At 36.8% G+C, this 21,003-nt stretch carries 23 protein-coding genes; 6 read left to right on the top strand and 17 right to left on the bottom strand.

Features of this window, described 5'->3' with window-relative positions; all coding sequences use genetic code 11:
• Positions 1 to 40 precede the first annotated feature (40 nt).
• From AB3219_RS00695 to AB3219_RS00665, 7 genes are all read right to left on the bottom strand, one after another.
• Complete coding sequence (locus AB3219_RS00695; protein WP_253953635.1) at positions 41 to 553, bottom strand: nitroreductase family protein; 513 nt, start codon at positions 551 to 553, stop codon at positions 41 to 43.
• A 66-nt stretch (positions 554 to 619) separates the two neighbouring features.
• Positions 620 to 790 (bottom strand): nitroreductase family protein, encoded by a 171-nt coding sequence (locus tag AB3219_RS00690; RefSeq protein WP_253953692.1) that lies wholly within the window; start codon positions 788 to 790, stop codon positions 620 to 622.
• Positions 791 to 810: 20 nt separating this feature from the next.
• Positions 811 to 1,707, bottom strand: coding sequence for an RluA family pseudouridine synthase (locus tag AB3219_RS00685; protein ID WP_216763091.1), 897 nt, complete (start codon positions 1,705 to 1,707; stop codon positions 811 to 813).
• A gap of 76 nt (positions 1,708 to 1,783) precedes the next feature.
• Complete coding sequence (locus AB3219_RS00680) at positions 1,784 to 2,236, bottom strand: universal stress protein (protein WP_216753235.1); 453 nt, start codon at positions 2,234 to 2,236, stop codon at positions 1,784 to 1,786.
• 444 nt (positions 2,237 to 2,680) lie between these two features.
• Positions 2,681 to 3,007 (bottom strand): hypothetical protein, encoded by a 327-nt coding sequence (locus AB3219_RS00675; RefSeq protein ID WP_260365689.1) that lies wholly within the window; start codon positions 3,005 to 3,007, stop codon positions 2,681 to 2,683.
• 613 nt (positions 3,008 to 3,620) lie between these two features.
• Entirely contained in the window at positions 3,621 to 3,797 is a 177-nt protein-coding gene (locus tag AB3219_RS00670) for an ATP-binding cassette domain-containing protein (RefSeq protein ID WP_367369449.1), read from the bottom strand.
• A 110-nt stretch (positions 3,798 to 3,907) separates the two neighbouring features.
• Positions 3,908 to 4,702 (bottom strand): ATP-binding cassette domain-containing protein, encoded by a 795-nt coding sequence (locus AB3219_RS00665; protein WP_260365690.1) that lies wholly within the window; start codon positions 4,700 to 4,702, stop codon positions 3,908 to 3,910.
• A gap of 616 nt (positions 4,703 to 5,318) precedes the next feature.
• On the opposite strand from AB3219_RS00665, the gene AB3219_RS00660 reads away from it, so the two are divergent.
• A complete protein-coding gene (locus tag AB3219_RS00660) occupies positions 5,319 to 6,722 on the top strand; it encodes a LysM peptidoglycan-binding domain-containing protein (RefSeq protein ID WP_367369234.1) in 1,404 nt (467 codons plus the stop codon).
• 156 nt (positions 6,723 to 6,878) lie between these two features.
• Here AB3219_RS00660 and AB3219_RS00655 read toward each other — a convergent pair whose 3' ends face one another.
• Complete coding sequence (locus tag AB3219_RS00655) at positions 6,879 to 8,165, bottom strand: ammonium transporter (RefSeq protein WP_216763095.1); 1,287 nt, start codon at positions 8,163 to 8,165, stop codon at positions 6,879 to 6,881.
• 241 nt (positions 8,166 to 8,406) lie between these two features.
• Positions 8,407 to 9,585, bottom strand: a complete 1,179-nt coding sequence (locus tag AB3219_RS00650) for an IS256 family transposase (protein ID WP_057785074.1) — start codon at positions 9,583 to 9,585, stop codon at positions 8,407 to 8,409.
• 393 nt (positions 9,586 to 9,978) lie between these two features.
• Between AB3219_RS00650 and AB3219_RS00645 the strand changes: the two genes are divergently transcribed.
• From AB3219_RS00645 to AB3219_RS00635, 3 genes are read left to right on the top strand one after another with little or no spacing between them, the layout of a single operon-like run.
• On the top strand, positions 9,979 to 10,431 hold the full coding sequence (locus AB3219_RS00645) for a hypothetical protein (RefSeq protein WP_216753691.1): 453 nt from the start codon (positions 9,979 to 9,981) through the stop codon (positions 10,429 to 10,431).
• A 15-nt stretch (positions 10,432 to 10,446) separates the two neighbouring features.
• Positions 10,447 to 11,079, top strand: a complete 633-nt coding sequence (locus AB3219_RS00640; RefSeq protein WP_216753690.1) for a L,D-transpeptidase — start codon at positions 10,447 to 10,449, stop codon at positions 11,077 to 11,079.
• A 10-nt stretch (positions 11,080 to 11,089) separates the two neighbouring features.
• Entirely contained in the window at positions 11,090 to 11,317 is a 228-nt protein-coding gene (locus tag AB3219_RS00635; RefSeq protein ID WP_143053164.1) for a hypothetical protein, read from the top strand.
• Positions 11,318 to 11,332: 15 nt separating this feature from the next.
• Here AB3219_RS00635 and AB3219_RS00630 read toward each other — a convergent pair whose 3' ends face one another.
• From AB3219_RS00630 to AB3219_RS00620, 3 genes are all read right to left on the bottom strand, one after another.
• Positions 11,333 to 11,959 carry a DedA family protein gene (locus AB3219_RS00630; RefSeq protein ID WP_216753689.1) on the bottom strand — a complete coding sequence of 209 codons (627 nt, stop codon included), beginning with the start codon at positions 11,957 to 11,959 and terminating at the stop codon, positions 11,333 to 11,335.
• 314 nt (positions 11,960 to 12,273) lie between these two features.
• Positions 12,274 to 13,125 carry an SAM-dependent methyltransferase gene (locus tag AB3219_RS00625; RefSeq protein WP_263794929.1) on the bottom strand — a complete coding sequence of 284 codons (852 nt, stop codon included), beginning with the start codon at positions 13,123 to 13,125 and terminating at the stop codon, positions 12,274 to 12,276.
• A 26-nt stretch (positions 13,126 to 13,151) separates the two neighbouring features.
• Complete coding sequence (locus AB3219_RS00620) at positions 13,152 to 13,577, bottom strand: helix-turn-helix domain-containing protein (RefSeq protein WP_057805909.1); 426 nt, start codon at positions 13,575 to 13,577, stop codon at positions 13,152 to 13,154.
• Positions 13,578 to 13,834: 257 nt separating this feature from the next.
• On the opposite strand from AB3219_RS00620, the gene AB3219_RS00615 reads away from it, so the two are divergent.
• On the top strand, positions 13,835 to 14,779 hold the full coding sequence (locus AB3219_RS00615; protein WP_301554196.1) for an alpha/beta hydrolase: 945 nt from the start codon (positions 13,835 to 13,837) through the stop codon (positions 14,777 to 14,779).
• 384 nt (positions 14,780 to 15,163) lie between these two features.
• Here the strand turns inward: AB3219_RS00615 and AB3219_RS00610 are convergent, their stop codons facing one another.
• The 3 genes from AB3219_RS00610 to AB3219_RS00600 all read right to left on the bottom strand — a co-directional run bounded on the left by AB3219_RS00610 (position 15,164) and on the right by AB3219_RS00600 (position 18,290).
• Positions 15,164 to 16,195 carry a hypothetical protein gene (locus AB3219_RS00610; protein WP_367369233.1) on the bottom strand — a complete coding sequence of 344 codons (1,032 nt, stop codon included), beginning with the start codon at positions 16,193 to 16,195 and terminating at the stop codon, positions 15,164 to 15,166.
• Between the two features lie 119 nt (positions 16,196 to 16,314).
• Positions 16,315 to 17,160 (bottom strand): cation:proton antiporter, encoded by an 846-nt coding sequence (locus AB3219_RS00605; RefSeq protein WP_367369232.1) that lies wholly within the window; start codon positions 17,158 to 17,160, stop codon positions 16,315 to 16,317.
• A gap of 170 nt (positions 17,161 to 17,330) precedes the next feature.
• Positions 17,331 to 18,290, bottom strand: coding sequence for a nucleoside hydrolase (locus AB3219_RS00600; RefSeq protein WP_263794927.1), 960 nt, complete (start codon positions 18,288 to 18,290; stop codon positions 17,331 to 17,333).
• A gap of 166 nt (positions 18,291 to 18,456) precedes the next feature.
• On the opposite strand from AB3219_RS00600, the gene AB3219_RS00595 reads away from it, so the two are divergent.
• On the top strand, positions 18,457 to 19,440 hold the full coding sequence (locus AB3219_RS00595; RefSeq protein WP_263794926.1) for an NAD(P)/FAD-dependent oxidoreductase: 984 nt from the start codon (positions 18,457 to 18,459) through the stop codon (positions 19,438 to 19,440).
• 111 nt (positions 19,441 to 19,551) lie between these two features.
• Here AB3219_RS00595 and AB3219_RS00590 read toward each other — a convergent pair whose 3' ends face one another.
• Both AB3219_RS00590 and AB3219_RS00585 read right to left on the bottom strand, forming a co-directional pair.
• Positions 19,552 to 20,439, bottom strand: a complete 888-nt coding sequence (locus AB3219_RS00590) for an IS3 family transposase (protein ID WP_012390893.1) — start codon at positions 20,437 to 20,439, stop codon at positions 19,552 to 19,554.
• Positions 20,436 to 20,972, bottom strand: a complete 537-nt coding sequence (locus AB3219_RS00585) for a helix-turn-helix domain-containing protein (protein ID WP_003645712.1) — start codon at positions 20,970 to 20,972, stop codon at positions 20,436 to 20,438. The genes AB3219_RS00590 and AB3219_RS00585 overlap by 4 nt, the downstream gene beginning before the upstream one ends.
• Between the last annotated feature and the right edge of the window lie 31 nt (positions 20,973 to 21,003).

Genomic DNA, 21,003 nt, shown 5'->3' with positions numbered 1-21,003 from the left:
AAAAGACCGAAATTTTAAATTTCGGTCTTTTTTTGATAGATTAGTTTTTTAAGAAAAAACCTTGCCAGTTTAAAACGGACAAAATTTCGGAACGTTTTTTGGGACTGACCTGCATATCATGAATAATATGATGACGAAAAGTTTCTGTTCGATTGTTTGAACTTCTCTGAGCGTAGTAGGTTTGAATAGTCTGATCGTACGCGTCTAAGGTATCTTTATCAGGTTCTTGATAGCAATTTTCAAAATGAACGCTTTTCAAAGGTAGGCGTGGTTTAAGATCCGGTTTTTCGTTTGGGTAACCAACCGCAATACCAAAAACAGGAAAGGTTAGCTTGGGTAAATGTAATAAATCAATTACTTGTTGGGCATCATTTAGAATACTTCCCAAAAATACTGCACCTAATCCCATACTTTCTGCAGCAGTCACAATACTTTGACCAGCTAACGCAGCGTCGTCAAAGGCTGCTAAACTACGATCACCATCATGTAGCAGGTTTGTATTTGCGTGAGCTTCGTTACCGATAAATTCATTTCGGTGCTGGTCTGCAATCATGATAAATAAGTGACCGTTACTTTCGGTAAATGGATAAGTGGTGATTTCGGCGAATGCTTTTTTTAGTTATGGGTCTGTTACGCTAATTATGCTAAATTGCTGCATAAACATACTTGAAGAAGTTCGTTGGGCAGCATTTAAAAGAGTTTGAATGGTGTTTTGATCTAAAGGTTGCTCTTTAAAGTGGCGAATGGTGCGATGGTGGGTCAATAAATGGATGGTTTCATTAGTAGGCAAATTTTTCAGGCTTCTTTCTATTAATTAAAATTTTTGATTTGAAGACGCTCTGGGATTGGGGCGGTAATTGTCTTTGTTTCTGTAGAAAATGGAAGTGGAAAACTAATTTTCCAAGAATGTAAGGCGAGTCGCTGTCCTGTGCGATATTCGGGGTTGTACAAGGGATCGCCAACAACTGGATGACCTAGACTTGCAAAATGCACACGAATTTGATGGGTGCGTCCTGTTTGAAGTTGAATTTCAACAAGTGAGTAATGTGCAGACATTTGTAAAACGCGATAACTCGTTTTTGCAGGTACAGCATCTGTGCCATTTACAACACGCTGCCGTTTGTCGAAACTTGTTTTACCAATTGGTAACGAAATTTGACCTTTGAGTTTTGAAAATTTACCTTGAACCACAGCAAGGTAAGTCCGGTGAACGACTTTATTTTTAATAAAACGATTATAAATAGGAATTAAAACAGGATTCTTGACTACTAGAATAGCACCACTTGTCTGCTGATCCAAACGGTGTACGTTGTAGGGATGCGCAGATGTGTTGTTTAAGTAAGCCGCCAAATGATTCATGAGACTGCCGACTTCATTTGGTTGATTAGCGTGTGTTTTTACACCAGAGGCTTTGTTGGCAATAAGAAGATCATCCGTTTCAAATAAGATTTCTAAATTAGCGGCACTATCAGGTAAGAAGCTGGGAATGGGAGTTGAAAAATCAGGCGAAGCAAACTTTAGGTTAATTGAATCACCTGATCGGACTATGGTGTTCATAGATTGATAGTGACCGTTTATTAAAACAGCGCGGTTGATACGCAAAAAATGAACTTCTTTGCGAGAGAGGCCCCAAGTAGTTTGTAATAAATTACGTAAATTTGTTGATTGAAAGGTGGAAAGGAGCATTCGTTGATAATTCCAGTTCATATTTGGTCACTCCATAACAAAAAAGGCCCGAACAAACTAAGTGTCTGATTGGCCTTTTGAATTTAAAGATTAAAGTTTATTTTGATTCGGGTTTAACAACTAAAACATCGCAAATTGCGTTTCGGCTGACATAAGTAGCAACTGAGCCGACCATTAAACGTTCCAATGCGTTTAAGCCAGTTGAACCAATCATAATTAATTCGTTGTGATGATCTTTAGGAAACTCGGTAGCGATGACGGGTTTAGGATTACCAAAACGAACGTGGACACTGACGTCTTTGAGACCGGCATCTTCGGCTTGTTTCTTTAGTTCGGCTAAACGTTTTTGAACATCTTCAGAGAGTTTGTAGATGACGTCACCGCTGACGGCACCACCATAGGTATCACTGAATTGATTGACTTCAAGGACGTTTAGGATATCGAGACGAGTGTCATTGCGTTTGGCAACTTCAATGGCCTTTTTCAAGACGGTGTCTGTGACTTTTGATCCATCAATTGGAGCTAAAATGTTTTTATATTGTTGTAACATGTTGCTCACCTTCCATTCTCATGGGTTCTTATGAATATCATATCATTAATTTGGAAAAATGTAAGGTTTTTAACCCAAAAGTGGGTGAAGCAGACCGAAAGAAAAAAGAATCTAAGCATGACGGAGGCGGGATCGTAATCCCGCAGGAATCATGTTTATTTTTTTGCTTCTGGTCAGTTGAGCCGTCCTAAAGCCCAGCGAAAATAAAAAGGCGAAGACATGACGGAGGCGGGATCGTAATCCCGCTGTGAGTCATGCTTAGATTCTTTTTTCTGGTCTGCTGAGCCGTCCTAAAGCCCAGCGAAAATAAAAAGGCGAAGACATGACGGAGGCGGGATCGTAATTCCGCTGTGAATTATGCTTAGATTCTTTTTTCTGGTCTGCTGAGCCGTCCTGAAGCTCCGTGGAAATAGCAGGCTGCGACTAATCGTAACTTCTTTTGCTTTAAATTAATTGTAAAATGGCGAGAAGACCAAAGAAACCTAAATAAACGTATGTCCAAACTCTATTTTTGATGAAAAATAGAGAAGAGCCATCACCAACTTCTACTATTTGTCCTGTTTCACCATCTATGTATGTTTTCTTTTTTGTTGAGATGAACCAGCGACAGAATAGATAGTTAATGCCTGCAGCAGTTAACCCCCATACGAACCACATAACAAAGTTTCTAATTGTTTCAGGAAAACCAAGTCCTGCCACAGCACCTGATAATAAAGCACCTAAAAATCCTGCAAGTGGTACCAAAAGACCTTTTCCACGCCAAACTAACATAATATTACCTCCTCCTAATTGCATTATTATAAATAGTATATTACAGCACCAATCAATGGAATACAACAACTTTTTGCTACCATATCAAGTACTGGTGTGATTGTTTACAGAAATTTTTGAATTCTTGTAAAAAAATAAGCTTTCTATCATTGTGATAGAAGGCTTTTGCTTGTTACTATTATCCATTGAGTTCATGTAAATGAAGACACCAGATGGAAACAAATCATAAATAGGTCGTTCGTAATCAACATGGCTACGAGTATGCGAACCTGCATTAAGCTTCATCCATTACTGCTGATAAATTTATAATTTGATCAGATATATGTTTAAGAAAATCGAAATTATGATCGACAACGACAATTGTTTTAGATTGTATTTTTACAAAATCAATTAACATTTGAATGGTGCGGACGTCAATATAGTTACTAGGCTCGTCCCAGAGTACCAAGGCACTGTTATCAAGCAAACTAAGTAACAAATCAATTTTCTTTTGTTCACCGGAGCTTAAATTTATAATTGGCGTGTTAAATTTGTCTCTAACGATGCCTAATTTGTGAACCCCATTAATGAAATCAGTGCCATAGTTATTTTTAGATAACTTTAGAATAGACTGTCAGTGAGTCTGTGTTTTTGAAACTAATGTGATTGCATTAGTTGAAATATGTAATTTACCAATACTATTCAATTGACTTGAAGCTGTGTGATTAATAAAGTTTAAAAAAGAACTTTTACCAATACCATTATGGCCATGAAGGCTAATTATTTTACCAGGTTTTGCGGAAAAACTAATTGGATTAAAAAGAGGATACTCATTATATCCTACCGAAAAATTTTCAACTGTTAAGGTAGACTTATAATATGTGGAAACTGAATTTAACTGATTATTTTTGATTTCTTTATCTATATCGGGAATTTGTTTAGTGAGTTTGTTGATTTTTTTTCAATACTTTTGGCTCGTTTTATAAACTTAGTATTATCTGAGTTAGATTTTCTATCCCATTCACGCAAGGTGGTTGATTTTTGTTTAAGTAATTTAATAGACTTCTTTTCCCTTTGTCTTTGTTTATCCTGGCTTTCTGTCACACGCCGTTGAGTATTTGTAGCAGAAAGCGTGTTAGTTTTATATAAGTAAATCTGTTGATTATCAATAATCATTGTATGATTAGTTAAATCACTCAAAAAAATGGCATCATGACTCGCAATTAAAAAGCCGTTTTTGGTATTCAAAATGTCTTTAAGCGTGTTAATTCCGTCAGTATCTAAAGAAACTGTAGGTTCATCTAAAATGTAATAATCATAATGATTGCTTAATAACAGAGATAATAAAAGTTTAGTTAGTTCACCACTACTTAACGATTTTAAAAACTGATTTTTTAACTGGTCTTTTAATTTGAATGCATACCACATCTTATTAAAAGAAGATAAATCGTGTACATGGTTATGAATATACTGATTTACAGTAATTGATGAACTAATCTTAGAATTAACAGTATTTGAAAAATAACCTGCGGCTATATTGTTTGAAATTTGCCCGCCTGAAGGAGCAATTCTTTTTCTTAATATATTTAGTAGAGTTGATTTTCCTGCACCATTAGGTCCCATGAGCCCGATCGCCTCCGGACTAAGAACGTTTGATGTTAAATAATGCTTAATAACACCGGTATAATAACTTTTATATCGATGTGTTGATTGCAAATATTAGACTTAGTCTGGAAGCAAATGGGCTCAGTAGTGACATTTATCTTAGCGGGTTTCGCTTAGATAAAGGCCAATCTTGAAGACGTGGTTTGCGGCTTCAAGTCGTGCCCACTACTACGTGTAGAAAAATGATTTTCGTTCCGAAAATCTTGATACTCCGTACGATGTCGATTCTTGTGGCAAAAATCAGCCGCAAGAACTCGCACTACGTTCCAGCCCAAATTTGCTGGAAGACGGCATTTAAATCTAATTTTGTTACCATGAACACTTTTGTGCCAGGCAATTAGATACATTTTTGTGTTTTCAATTTTTAATAACCATACTTTTATAAAAATTTGAATTTATACGCAGTATTCGGCCAACAATAATATTTTTAGGGATACATAATTTCTAAGCATTATACTAGATTTTTTAGAAGAAGGCGGTTACAATATAAGTACATTGGTAATGGTGATACAGATACCACCATTAATTTTGGGCATCGGACTAATTTCGGTTAGGCCGATGTTTTTTGTTATATTTTTTAAGTTCTTCTTTAGTAAATAAAATGTTTCTCGTTGGGGTCACTTTTTTAGCGGCTTTTTCTTTTGGACTAAATTCCAAAGCATCAACTGTGCCAAAACCAGTTGGCGACTTTTCTGAATGGCAAGGAAATTTCACGGCTAGTCAAGTCCAGAAACTCAAATCACAAGTATCATTTGTTATTTTGCGAGTGCAGTACGGTAGCAACTACCGTGATAAGACGTTTGCTCACAATGCGGCGTTAATGACTAAGTACAAGGTACCATATGGCGTCTATTCGTTTAGTCAATATACCAGTGCAAGCGATGCGAAAAAGGAAGCCAAAGATTTATATAACCGTTCCAAGTCGGCACTATTCTACGTTAATGATGCCGAAGCTCTAACGACCTCGGCAGCTAGTTACAATAATGCTACTAAGTCTTGGTACACAGAAATGAACAGTTTAACCAATAAGCATATTGTGTTCTACAGTTACCGTTCATTCCAAACTAAGTACGTGCCAACGGCTTATAAATCATATGATGCTTATTGGCTAGCGGCATACACTTCTAGTGTTCCTAGCCCACAAAATTACTTGCTGTGGCAGAATACTGATGCCCATTATTTCTCGGCACTAAGTAAGTCAACTGATTCATCTACTTTGATGTGGCAGAAAAAGCCGTTGTCATGGTGGATTGGTTCAACTAACGCGTCTAAGCAATCGACTAAGGTATATAAGTATGGTGGAATTAAAAAGAACTGGCAGGTTATGATTAAGAAGTCAGCTACTCACTGGTACAATCCTCGTACTAAGATTCCGGCCTCTGCAAAGAGTCCAACTTACCGAGTACAATCCACTCAAAAGGTTACGTACTCTAAGTCTAATGAGGCGGTGCTATTATACCGGAATGGTAAAGCAGTTGGTTGGGCTTTAGCTCAAGATATTAATTCTTACTATAACGCTAAGAGTGTTAAAGCCCTTAAGTTTAAAACCAATGGTTATAGCTATAGCAAGCCTAACTTAACCGGCAAGAAATGGTACCACAAGAAGGGTACTGTCCTCCGAGGCAACACCTATTTCAATGGTCGTTTTTGGGTATTTAAGACGGCTAATGGCGTTTATACCAGTTCCAATAAGTCTTTGAAGAGTTATGTCTCTGTAAAGACCACTACTAAAAAGACTACTACCAAGAAAGCTAAAGCTAAGGCTGCCTATTACACGGTTAAACGTGGAGATACGGTAAGTGCTATTGCCGCCAAATATGGCACAACTACCGCTAAGATTAAATCTCTTAACAAGCTTGCTAACGTTAACTATATCTACGTTGGCGAACGCTTGAAGGTTTCTGGAGCTGCAGCAAAAGCCACGACTAAAGTTTATTACACAGTTAAATCTGGCAATACACTTTCTTACATTGCGGTTAAGTATGACACCATAATAGCCAAACTTAAATCATTAAATGGCATCAGAAATGCTAACTTGATTTATGTTGGTCAAAGAATTCGTATTAAATAAAATAATTCTTTTATGTTTTAACTGATAGGTTTGTTATTTAATTTATAAAGCCTCATCGCCTTGATTGGTGGTGGGGCTTTTTATTTTCGTTAACATGTAGTATGGCTCAGCAGCTTAATATTTACTAATAAGCATCTTTTAAATTGTGTCCTTTAATTATCGATCCCTTTGATCTGGTTTATGCATACTTACATATGAATGAGAATTAGCCAATTGATTACTGATGTTTACAGTATAATCTGCTTCCTCATCTTGTTCACTTTTGTCCAATCCTATCTTTTCTTCCTTAGGTTCAACACGCATCGGTATAAATAAGCAGAGGACCTTAATGATAATAAATGTCATAGCAGAGACAAAAATAATTGTTATTACGGTAGTTAATACTTGAATACCTACTTGGTACCACCCTCCACCATAGAAGAGACCATTATGAGATATGATAGGATTTACATATTTAGTAGCAAATAATCCAACTAAAATGCTACCAGTGATACCGCTAATACCATGGCAACCAAAAACATCAAGTGTATCGTCTATACCAATTTTGTCTTTGAAATAATGAATAAAAATATAACTGGACAAGGTAGAAAAAATACCAATCCAGAAAGAACCAGCAAGCGTTACAAATCCACAAGCTGGTGTAATTCCAACCAGTCCGCAGAGAGTACCGGTACAAACACCAACCAAATTTGGTTTTCCTGAAATAATCATATCTAGAATCATCCAGGTAACCATTGCAGAACCAGTTGAGACTGTAGTTGTCATAGCTGCTTGGACAGCAATATTACTAATGCCTAATGCTGAACCAGAATTGAATCCATACCAACCAATCCAAAGAATTACGGTACCAATCAGAACCCAAGGCAAACTGTAATGGGTATTAGAAGGCTTAATTCTTTTTCCAAGAACAGCTGATAGAATCAATCCCGTAATACCGGCATTGATATGAACAACAGTTCCACCAGCAAAGTCTAAAATTCCAAGCCCTGCTAAAAGTCCTTGTGAACTCCAAACTAAATGAACCATTGGATAGTAAATCAATACTGACCAAAGAATTAAAAAGCTTAACAGGAAGTTAAATTTAATTCTACCAACAATTGATCCAACAAATAATGCTGGTGTAATAATAGCAAATGTCATTTCAAAGCCAGAAAAAACCATAGTCGGAATTTTTTGGTCATTTAAAGATCCCATACGTATATTATTCATAAAGAAATTATGTAAGTTCCCAATGATTCCATAAATGTTCCCTTCAAAGGATAAACTGTATCCAACTGATATCCAGAGAATAATTGCAATTCCCGTCATGACAAATACAGATAACATTGTGTTAACAACATTTTTTTGTGACACTAAGCCGCCATAAAAAAAGGCAAGGCCAGTAGTCATAAATAGGACTAATATACTAGATATAATTAAAAATAAAGTGTTAGTAACGTTCATAATATTTTCTTCCTCTCTATAAAAAGAGAGTAAATGAAGTGCATGATTGAAGTCAATACTTTATGTTATATTTTATAACATGTATCAAAATAATATCTCACACCATTTTAATAGATATTGATAATTTTTTAAAAACTAGTATTTAATTACTTTGAATACTAGTTTATTTCATAAATAAGGTGGGAGTGTCAAGAAGTTTGTGTAAAAAGGGATTGCCCTTTCTCCATAAAATTAAATCTTTTCAGTCGAAAAGTGATTCTAATGTATCCTTAACTTGTCCGAATCCACGATGAATTCGATTAAAGTTCTTTTCGTTGTAACTAATTACTTGCACTCCAATGAAATTGTCTAATGATTTTTCATTGGGAAACTGTTCTTTTGCTTTAGTCTTGCGTTTAATCTTTTTATTTAGCGATTCTATAATATTTGTTGAATAAATGGTTGGGCGTATTGCGGCTGGAAAAGCCAAAAAAGCTAATAATTCCTTTTCAATTGACCTAATGTGACTAATCAGATTTGTGTATTGCTTTTCCCAAGTACTATAAAAATCGGCAAGCATTTTATGAGCTTCAGTTTTATTAGTTACCGAATGAAGCTGTTTGAAATCATTTAAAATGACCTCACGGTCTTTTAAACGGACATGTGTACTAATATTACGCATAACATGAACTAAACATCTTTGAAATTTTGCTTTAGGAAAAGCATGTAACAGCGCTGGTTGAAGTCCGACCATTCCGTCCGCAATAATTAATTGAACCTGTTTAAGCCCTCGCTGCTTAAGATCTGCTGCCATTTCCGACCAGACTTCAGCATTTTCACTGGGTGCAATGCGATAATCAAGAACTTCCTTAATTCCAGTGGGTGTAATTCCTAAGGCAATATAAACCGCTTCTCTTTGAACTGTGTCACGACGCAAAGGTAAATAAGTTGCATCTAAGAATAAGCAAACATAGTTTGCTTTAATGGTTCGTTGATGAAAAGCTTCAATCTGCTCAGTTACTTGAGCAGTAATGTTAGAAACAGTTGTAGCTGAATAATAAGAACCATACATTTTCTCAATCAAATCAGCGATTTCACGAGTGGTAACACCTTTAGAGTAAAGTTGAATAATTGTAGTTTCTAAAGCATCTTGACGACGAGAATAAGCTGGAAGTAAATGATTATGAAACTTGCCTTGTCGGTCACGCGGCACAGCAATTTTCAACTTACCATATTCGGAATCAATTAACCGAAAGTATTGACCATTCCGATAATTGTTAGCCTTAAAACCATTACGTTCATAAGGATCATAACCGAGTAACGAAGTTAACTCAGCTTGTAAGATTTGATTAATAGCTTTTTCAAGTTGTTGGCGAAAAAGTTCTTTAACATCGCCATTTGATAATAGAGTTTTGGTTAAATCTTTGGTAAACTGTTCCATGGGGAATCCCTCCGTTTTGGTTTGGTTTGACGATTTAATCATACGGGGAAGGGATTCCCTTTTCAATAGGATTTTATTTATTTACACAAACTATTTTATACTCTCAATAAGGTGTGTATATGCAATTTACTTAATTTATTCTAAATGGATCAAATAAAATAACTTCATCAGATTAATTCTGGTGAGGCTTTTATTCATTTTAGTCTTGGGGACATTTTGGGGACATACTAAACGTTTCATTATTTATTTTTGCATATTTTCAAAAATTAAAACAGTTCAAAACGCCTAGATACCGTGTTTTTGATAATAAACTTAAATAAAATGTAATTTGTAACTTTTCATTCAGATGTTAGACTAGGTAAGTAAGCTTTAACCAATTTAGGAGTGAAAATTATGAAGATTAAGTCCAGTGATTTATTAGAAATAATTCGTGATGATAATTTTGCACCAGAAACTTTTAAAATTACGAGTACAAAATTAAAAAAAGATCCTAAAAGTGCCTTGAAATCTGTCTTTGGTTATTTACAAACAACCTTGAAAGATACTGCAGTTGTTGAAGCAGATGTGTCAATCAGAAAAGAAGTTGTTTTAAAATTTCAAACAAACATTATCAATTTACCGTTTAGTTATCCGAATAAGATTGAACAGTTAACGGAAGCGGACAAGGATTATGATGTGAAGTTGTACGCAATTTTTGAAGCGGAAGACATTAATGCTTCACATTTACGGATTGATTTAATGGGCAGTGTCGATGATTTTCTGGCAGGAGACGCTGACGTTTATCAAAATATTGCAGATTGGGTGCTATTGCAGTTTGAAAAGCTCGATACTAAAAAGGAAAAATAAAAGTAGAGGTTGTCTATGAGTCGTTTAACTAAAATGTTAGCAGTGGCTGGGGTTTTGTTTTTGGCTGTCTTTTTAATTAGCTTGCGATTCCATCCAGCCGCTAGCAAAGTGAAAAAACAAGATCCAAGCCAAGTAACAGTTTCAAATTTACCTAAGGAAAAGAAAACGAAGGCGAAGAAAAAAGTATCGAAACGACCAGCTTATATGCGAGCAATCAATTGGAAAAAATCTTCAGAAGTTAAGGCTTATCCAGATTTGACTAAATATGCACATATTTGGTTGCACGTTTCAATTGCAAAACAGCGGGTATATGTGATGAATAACCAAACACGATTGTATACCATGTATGCTTCCACAGGAGCTAAAAATTCAACGCCTACAGGTACTTATCACATTCAGGCCGAACGAGGAAAATTCTTTTACAATGCCGAATCCAAAGAAGGAGCTAAGTATTTTGTTTCTTGGAAGGATCATGGCGTTTATCTATTCCATTCGGTACCTACGAATGAGCAGGGACAGTTTCTTATCAAAGAGGCAAATAAACTAGGTAAAGAAGCTAACTCGCATGGTTGTGTGCGTCTTTCAGTACCAGATGCAAAATGGCTTTACACAAACATTAAGGAAGGAACCAAGGTTGTCATTCACTGAGGGCGTAAAAATGAAAAATAAAATTCGCGTGTTCTTGATGCAAAAACGAAAATGGTATCAAGATGCTGGCATAAGTATCGCCAGCCTTTTTGTGGTGCTTGTTTTGTACCGATTGATTGGCTACATCTTTACAAGAATCAATTTTTTGAGTTGGGGAACAATTATTAGTGTCACTTTGTTTTATGTGGTGATTTTAATTGGTTGGCGTGTTTGGGAGCTTAGACTACCACGAAAATAAAAATTAGGCTGCCAATTATTTACGAGAAACAAGTTTAGAAAGTTGTTTTGTTAAAATGGGTGAGATAGCTAATAAGAAGAAAATAAGTGTGAAATATTTTTGGACAAAAGCAGTTGAACCTAAGTAATAACCCGCTAAACAACAGGCACCTACCCAAATTAGAGCACCTAAAAAGTTTAACTTATTAAATCGTTGAAAACTCATTTGGGAATTTCCCGCAATGATGGGAACAAACAAACCGATAAATGGAATAAAGCGGGATAATAAAAGAGAGCTTTTTTCATTACGATCGAAGAAAGCCTGTGTTTTTTCCATTTGATCAGAGGATTGAATTTCTTTAGTTATTTTAGAATGTTTGCCAAATTTTTTACCTTGATGAAACTTGAGTACAGAGCCAGTGGTTGCGGCAATCAAAAACACCACAAATAAAGCAATTAAGTTTAACTTTGAGTGGGGACTAGCGGCTATTGTACTCGTTAGGAAGAGTACAGATTGTCCCGGCAAAAATGAAAAAATAACAAAGGCAGTTTCTAAAAAGATCCAAATAAACAAAATTAAATAAATCCACCCGTTCATTTGATCTGCGATAGGAACGATGTAACTGAGTGGATGAATAAAAAAATCAATGACTAAATTTAGCATAGTGGAACTCCATTTCTGTAAAAACTACCTTCATCATATAATGAATTGATCTAAATGACTAGTGAGGTGATTGGTAATTGCCATAGAAACGTGTTAATATGAATTTATGCGATGAGTCGAGTATAATCAGGCAACTTAGGTTGTTTCACTTTCGAGTGACTAGTGATTTTCTTGAAACGGGATGTGTCTTTTCCACCGGATTTTGTGGAACATCTGATCAAACATGTGTGAACCGTGCAAGATCTATTTGAGCAATCAAGTACCGTTTAAAAAAGGTTGAAGCAATTTTGCTTCAACCTTTTTTCGTTGCTTTTTTACTGAATAAGATAAACTCGATCATGAACTAAATCAAAATGGGTAAAATGTTGGTTGAGTTTTTTTGTATTCTCTGGGTCAATATAGTTAGCGTGCTGCCAGAACTGTTGACTGCCAGAACTACCAAACTTTTCACCAATACAAATTAGGATAACTTTAGGATCAGTCTGGCGCATTTTTTGTAAAAGTTGCCAATCTACCGGAATACCATCAGGAGACCAAGACATGATGACATATTTTACGACATCATGATATTTGTCCCAAGCAGCCAGTGCGTCTAAAGGCTCAATTTCGGTTAATGTGTGTTTACCAGTTTCATTTTCCTGTGTCCAGCCTTTGCTGTCGGTTGTCATTAGTGTTTGATCGTAATTACGAAGTCCGGCAGAGATATAGCCATTGCCAGCCATAACTTCTAAGGTTGGTTCATTGTTCAAAAAGCCAGCCAGATCTTTAATAAAAGGAGCAGAAATATAGGCCCACATTCCGTAATGTTCTTCTAGATAATCGCGGTAGGATCGTAGTAATTTATCAAATTTGGGTAAAGCCTGAGAATAGGTATTCCATAATTCATCACCCTTAGGATTTCCCATGGGATACTTTTTTAGAATGGATTGAAACAATTCGTCTTGAAAAGTATCAGGAATTTGAAGTAATGGCAGCGACTGTGGTAACAGTCCTTGAGAAATCAAACGCGCACTCTCAATAATATTATGAGTTAAAAAGGTCATTTGAGGGAATTCTTGAAATAGGCGCTCATATTTCTTAATTTGTTCAAGATAATCTTCTGTGAAAGTTTTCTTATTTTTATCATGAACTTGTTTGCGAAGTTGCTTTAATTTTTTTTGATTCAAAATATTCACCCGTTTAACTTGATAAGTTACTTTTTGTTATCATCGAGTCCCAAGTCTAATTCTTCTTGTTGATCATTAGCATCATGGGTTGTACGTCGGTTTTTACCATGAAGATAACCATCCATTAATTGAAACAGCTCGTAACGATCTTCACTGGTTAACACTTTATGACTGAATGATAGTTGTTTGCCAGATAAGAATAATTTGCTTAGATCATATTCATCATGATCGGCCTTACCACTGAGGTAATCCATTGTGACATCAAAATATTCTGCGAGTTTGCGAACCTCCACAAACGAAGGGGTACGAACGCCACGTTCCCAATTACCAATTTGAGAAGAGGTGTTCGCTTTTTCAGCTGGTCCAGGATATTGTTTATTTAAATCCGCCGCTAATTCTTCCAAGGTGATGTTTTGACCATGGCGGAGTGCACGAAGTCTTTCAGGAAACATGTGATTACTCCCTTTCTGTTATCTCAATTTTATCATAACCACAGACTGTTAGGCGCATTCTGTTTGTCTTTTTTGAGTTTTGGTGGGACATTTTACTTTATTTGTCACAACTAAACGAGAAGATTGAGATAAACGCTTCAATATTGAGACTGATGGGACTAATTGCTATTTTGACGATGAACCAATAAGGTTAATCATTGAGAAAACATTTTTTATCTGATAAAAAGCTGTATACTTTTTAAATCGAGTGATAAGGGATGAGAATTTTGAAAAAGTTTTGGAAATGGCTTCTCATTATTTTTGCAATTTTGGTTGTAGCGGATATTGGGGCAGCCTCGTATTTTTATCATGTAGCAGTTGTGCCTGGTCATAAAGATTTTTTGAGTGGATCGGCAACCTTAAAAAAGAGTGATCCTCTTTATAAAGAAAAGCTTTGGTATCAGAATGTGCATAAGCAAACCTGGCACGAAACCTCAGCAACGGATAACTTAAGATTAGATGCTTATTATATTCCAGCTGCTCATAAAAGTAATAAAACGGCTGTTATTGCTCATGGATTTATGGACAATAAAACAAAAATGGGAGCATCTGCGGCCATGTTTCATAAAATGGGCTACAATGTTTTAGTTCCTGATGACCGTGGTCAAGGAGCTAGTCAAGGAAATTATATCGGTTTTGGCTGGCCTGATCGATTGGATTATATTAAATGGATGAAGCTGTTACTCAAGCGTGAAGGACAAAATCAACAATTGGTGATGTATGGGGTTAGCATGGGTGGCGCAACGACCATGATGGTTAGTGGTGAAAAGGATGTTCCCAAGCAACTTAAAGCCTATGTCGAGGATTGCGGTTATACGTCGGTCAATGATGAAATTACGTACGAAGCCAAAAATATGTATCATCTACCATACTGGCCGCTGGTTCCATCGGTAAGCGCCATTACACAAATTCGTGCTGGTTATAATTTCAAAGAAGCCAGTGCTTTAAAACAGGTTGCGAAGAATAAAAAACCAATGTTGTTTATCCATGGAAATAAAGATACGTTTGTACCAACGAGGATGGTTTATCCACTGTATAAGGCAGATAAGGGACCTAAGCAATTACTGATTGTTAAAGGAGCCACACATGCCAAGTCAATGGCAACTAATCCAAAACTGTATCAACGAACAGTTAAGAAATTTTTAACAAAGTATGTAAACTAATTTAGTAAGTGAGCGTTTGAAACTAAAAAATGATGTCGGGAAGGTGGCTTTCTGACATCATTTTTTTGGTTTTATGAGTGAAGTGGGCTAAGAAAAGCAGCTTTTTGGGGTGTGTGTACGTTGTAAGTTCAACTGGAAATAATGGGGTGGATCACATTTTATTTTTATAGTGGGAATGGATCAAGAAAAGCAGGTTCTTCAGGACATGAACCTGCTAATTTCAATTGAAAATAATGAAAGGGATCACATTCTATTTTTATAGCGGAAACGTGTTACACAAGACAGCTTTCTCCGCTTAACACAAATACCCCAACGATTCCAAGTACGAATCATTGGGGTATTTCCGTTAATGCTCAAAAGCTATTCGTCTTGTGTAACACTCTTTTAATCATAAATTTCGTCATTTTGCATATAAATTAATTCGTCATTTGAAATCTGTTCATACAATGCCGTCGCCAACTCACGCGTCAATTTATTTTCACTCAGTTGGTTTTGCACAAAGTTATATTCAAACTGAAACGCCTTAATAAACAATTCCTCTTGAATCTCATTACTGTTTGAATTGTTCTGATAACGACGATGACGCTCACGGTAATAACGCTGCACAATCGAAATATCCGTATGACTTTCCTTATTTACCATAGGACTCTTTAAATACTTGAACACCTGCTGCGTAGTTCGGTCCTCAATTTCAACCAGCGTATCATGTTTGCTCTTGAACTTTTTCATCAATTTAGGATTATGCCTAATCCGTTGCTGATTCTGTCTAATTTTTCTTCCGTGAATCAACCGTTTGAAAAAGTAAACAAAACGATAGGACAACTGCAACCAAAGTCCACGCAAAATACTATTATCAGAATGAAAGTCACGCGTCAACATCGTTCGTTGGTACAAACGACGATCCTTTTCCGAAATTTCGTCGTTTGATACCATCTCATCTAAAACTTCATTTTCAACATCTCGTGTTTGCGCAAACAGTTGCTTTAAAATGCGACGATTTTTAATTTTCTCAGGCCGATTTTGACTATGCAGAGTTGCAATAACGGCCTGCGTTTCTAAAGGATCTTCGTTTAATTCGGTCATTTTTTTAACCGCATAGTTAATCATTTCTTTACGAGCTGCGTTGGCATCCTCACGTAAAAACGGTTCCTTTTGGCGAGGAAGTAGTGCCGGTAGAATCAATGAAGGAACCAACATGCTTAAAACAATCACAACACTAGCAATAAACAACAAATCGTTTCGATAAGGAAAAGTTACGCCGTGTAACATTAATGGCAACGAAAAGGCCATCGCCAACGTTACAGTTCCATGAATGCCACTCAGGGCAATGATCCAGCAATTGGTATTCTTATATTCTGGACGTACCCGAATTGTGGCTAATCCTAAACGTAGCCACAAGTAACGTAGAATTGTCATCAACGCATAAAGTAAAATGCTTAAACCGATTAAGAAAAGCAAGAAAGTATTATTTCGGTAGGAAATATCTGAAATAACGGTAGGTAAAGAGACACCTAACAGGACAAATACAAAACCATTCAGATTGTCTGAGAGGACTTCCCAGGTAGTATTGCTAACTCCTGTATCTTTGTTGAAGTGAGTCGTAAACGGCCTTCCTGCACGCCGTGAACAAGTCCTGCCGCCACCACAGCCAAAATACCAGAAACATGAGCTAATTCAGCAACAAAATAAACGAAAAATGGTGTAAGAATACCTAAGGTGACAATTACGGAAGAGTTGTCCATCCGATGACTGATTAAAAAGGTTCTTAAGGAAACTAACAGGCTGCCTAAAATCATTCCCAGTAACAGACCGCCCAAAAAAACGTATGTAAAATCAAAAAAACCAAAGGTAAACGAGAATTTTCCCGTTGTAAAGTCCTGTAAAGCTAAATCAAAGATGACAATTCCAGATGCATCGTTAAAAAGTGATTCGTTTTTTAAAGTTTGCATGGCCTCTTCTGGCATCGCGATATTTGCGGTAACCGATGAAACAGCAACGGCATCTGTGGGGGTAATTATGGCCGCTAAGGCAAAAGCCAGCGGCAAAGCCAGTTCAGTTAAGGTCAAATGGGCGGTAACTCCGACAATACTGACGGTAACTAAAGCCAGACCTACCGCCAATGAGAGCGTAGTTGAAAAGGATCGGCGTAAAACACGCATATTTGTATTTAATCCTTCATAAAACATTAAGGGTGCTAGAACCACAAGCATAAAGAGATCTGGATTCATTGTGTAATGGCGATAATAAGGTACGATGAAAGCGACAAGTAACCCAACTGCAATTTCAATAAAGGCAAGTGGCACTTGTGTGAATTTACTGGCAATAATATTTGAAACCAGTACCGCGATTACAAGAACCAGAACTAAAATAACGATTTCCATATGTTTCACTCCCAAATTTATCTGCATCTAGTTTACCATATGGCTTGTAAAAATCTTGTGTCGTAAGACTTGAGATGTTTGAAAAAACTTCAATTGATAAAAATTAAAAAATAAAGCTGCAGGGAAATTTTTCCCACAGCTTTATTTTGAACATCCTAAGAAATTAATTTTTAGTTTTTGGCAAATAGCCCAGATAAATAGCTCATAAACCGTTTCAAATAGGTAGCTTGATCGACCGTTAAAGCCACTGAAACATTAGGATTCTTGTCTGTTAATTTGACCGGATCGCCAATTGTGCGTCCCCACATTTCTTTGCTGGTATCTACAAACATGTTTAAATCCAAAGTTGAAACTAAACTAGGATCAAGAGCTACACCAACGGCCAAAGGATCATGGAGGGCACAGCCATGTAAATGAGGACTAGTAATTTTGTATACATCAATGTAATAATCAACAATATCTGCAAACTTTTCTCCGGAAGTGGTATGTAATGAACGCCACTCAGCAGTTTCAGTTTTGGTAAGTAACGTCCGTAAAGTGACGTCGAGACCTACCATTGTGATATTTAATTTACTTTCAAAAACTTGATCGGCAGCGGTTGGATCTTGATTTATATTGGCCTCAGCCACGGGGGAAACATTACCGGGAACGGTTAATGCGCCACCCATTAAAGTTACACTGCCAATTTCAGTTGCAATTTCTGGGGCTTTCTTTAGTGCTTTGGCAAGATTAGTCAAAGGACCTGTTGGCACCACAATAAGATTTTTACCGAAAGTGTGGGCGGATTCAATCAAGAAGTCTACGCCCGATTTAGTTTCTGGTTGACGTTTAGGCATTGGTAAGTCGACTTCGCCAATCCCGTTTTTTCCATGAATCTGAGCGCTGATTGGCATCACATCAAAGTGAGTAGTTGTCGAAGAATGAGATTCACCAAGAAAAACAGGAACATTTGGTTGACCTAGTAATTCGAGAATTTTTAAACTGTTTTGCGCTGACAATGGCGTTAATACATTGCCGTATGAAGAAACAATTCCAATCAAATCAACATCTGGCGCAGCTACTGCGTATGCAATGGCCATTGCGTCATCGATACCAGTATCTAAATCTAAGATCATTTTGCGTGTTGCCATGAGAAACCTCCCAAATTTTATTGTCGGTACATTCTAATCATACGAAATTGACCGGATAAATACAATTTAAAATCTGTGCTATTTGAGGCTAATTTTTAAAATCACGAAAAAATAAAATCGTGGTAAAATTAGACAGTTATCATATAAAAAGAAAGAGGGATAAAACGTGTCCGAAATTTATGACATTACAATAATTGGTGGTGGACCTGCCGGCATGTTTGCCGGTTTTTACAGTGGTTTAAGAACCGCTAAAGTTCAAATCATTGAAAGCCTTGCACAGCTTGGTGGTCAAGTAAGTGCGCTTTATCCAGAAAAATATATTCATGATGTCGCCGGTTTTACTGGAATCAAAGCTAATGATTTAATTGACCATTTGCACAAACAATTGATGCAGTTACCAGTGGACGTTCGCTTAAACGAAACGGTAACCGACCTTAGCAAACAAACTTATGGCTACCAGGTTGTAACCAATCGAGGAACGTATCAAACAAAGGCAGTGATTACCGCAACAGGGGTTGGGGCTTTTAGTCCACGGCGATTAGCGGTTGAAGGTGCCCAGGAGCTAGAAGACAAGCATATTTTTTATACGATTCCTGATCCCCATCATTTTCAAGATAAAACAGTTCTGATTGCTGGTGGTGGTGATTCTGCTATTGATACAGCCTTGATGTTACAAAAGGTGGCTAAACATGTTTATTTAATGCATCGGCGTAATCAGTTTCGCGGGATGGAGCATGGTGTTGAATTACTTGAAAAATCCGCAGTTGAATTATTAACTCCCTATTTATTAAAAAAAATTGAACCAATGCAAGACCAACTTCTGCTAACGATGAAAGAAGTTAAAGGTGAACATCTTTTACAAAAGCAAGTAGACGATGTCATTGTAAATTACGGTTTTATTTCGAATAATAAAACAATTAGACGGTGGCAGATTCAACCAGAGCAACAACACCGTTTGTTTGTAGTAGACCGGCAGATGAAAACAAATCTTCCGTTAATTTATGCCATTGGGGATGGTGTGGATTATGACGGGAAACTGGATTTAATTGCAACAGCTTTTGCGGAAGGACCAATGGCGGTTAGCGCAATTATGAAGGAACTATATCCTAATCGCCGTGGACCTTTACACAGTACATCAATGGAACTGTAAGCACGTATAATCATCATAAAATGTAACCTAATGTAAAGTATAATTGAACCTAAAAAAGCCATACAGAAATTTTAAATTCTTGAAGTGAACCCACAAGTTTGGACAACTAAATTAAGCTACTAACTGATTGGCAAGTTCTCGGTATTGTACTGGTGACTTGCCTTTTAGCTTGGTCCTGATTCTACGGTTATTATAAAACTCAATCCATTCAGTCATCGCTTGCGCGAGACTCTCTGGATTTTCGAAGTGTTCATCCATCATCTCTGCTTTCATGAGATGAAAGAATGATTCCATGGCGGCGTTATCTAAGCAAGTCGCCTTACGGGACATACTCTGAAAGGTATGATGAGTTTTAAGCGTTTTTTGCCACTGCTTATGTTGGTACTGAAATCCTTGATCTGTGTGTACCGTTGTTCGATAAGGAAGCTCAGGTAGTCCATCTAATGCTTCTTTTAGTGGCTTCAACGCAAACTCAAGAGTTGGATGTGCACTAATGTTAAATGCCAAAATTTCACCCGAAAATAAATCCATGATGGGCTCTAAATAGATTCGTTCACTTTGACTCATCTGACCGTATCGAAATTCACTAACGTCGGCGACAAGTTTTTGATATGGTCGATCTGTCTTGAATCGCCGGTGTAACTTGTTTTTGGCGATTCTACCAACAACTCCTTTGTATGAGTTATATTTACGAGTTTGCTTATTAAAGGCCTGACATGTCCAGCCTTGTTCCTTCATAATTCGGAGGACGCGTTTGTGATTAACTTTAAATCCCTGTTCATGCATAACTAACGTTATGCGACGGTAACCGTATTTTTGAGTATACTTGGCATCTGTTTGGCGAATTTCATCAATGGCTTGGATAACCTGGTCATCATCATATTTTCGTCCCTGGCTGTGCTTAGTGTAATAGTACGTGCTACGTGGTATCTTAACGGCTTTGAGGATAAAACTAATCGACGTTTTGAAGACTCGCCTCAGATCATCAATTAAGGTCACGGTTTCGCGTGAGCTGATTTTTCGTGATCTAAGGCATCGAGTTTTTTTAGGAATTCATTCTCGATTCTTAACATCTTATTTTCTTGCTTGAGTTGCTTTAACTCATCTTTATCGTGGCGTGCTTGAATTTGTGCTGTTGTGGGTTTGGTTACTTTTTTATGCTTATGCTTAGCCATAGTCTTTGGATCTCCTCTCACTCTATTTAGGCCACTGAGTCCCTTTAAATCAAACTTTCTTTGCCATTGCCAGATAGTACTTGGTGAAGAGAGATTGAAGTGTAGTGCTGTTTCTGAAAGCGAAGCTTGGTGCTGTTGTTTCCAGTTTAATACTTCTATCTTGAACTCACTAGAGTATTCCAAGTTCATAGGTCTCGGTTTTAATCCTGCAATGCCAAAACGATTAAAGCGATGAACCCATAGGAGAATCGTTTCATTGTTGGCAATATGGTATTTTCTGGCCAATTGAATGGAACTAATACCCGTTAAATATTGTGTCACAATAGAAATTCGTAACTCTAAATTAAATTTAGTCATAATAAAACCCCCGAGATTGTTGTCCAATCTC

The organism is Pediococcus ethanolidurans (genome assembly GCF_964062635.1).
In the GTDB taxonomy this organism is placed as follows: domain Bacteria; phylum Bacillota; class Bacilli; order Lactobacillales; family Lactobacillaceae; genus Pediococcus; species Pediococcus ethanolidurans.
Note: the sequence above shows the minus strand (reverse complement) of the source record. Positions and strands in the feature narration are given on the sequence as shown.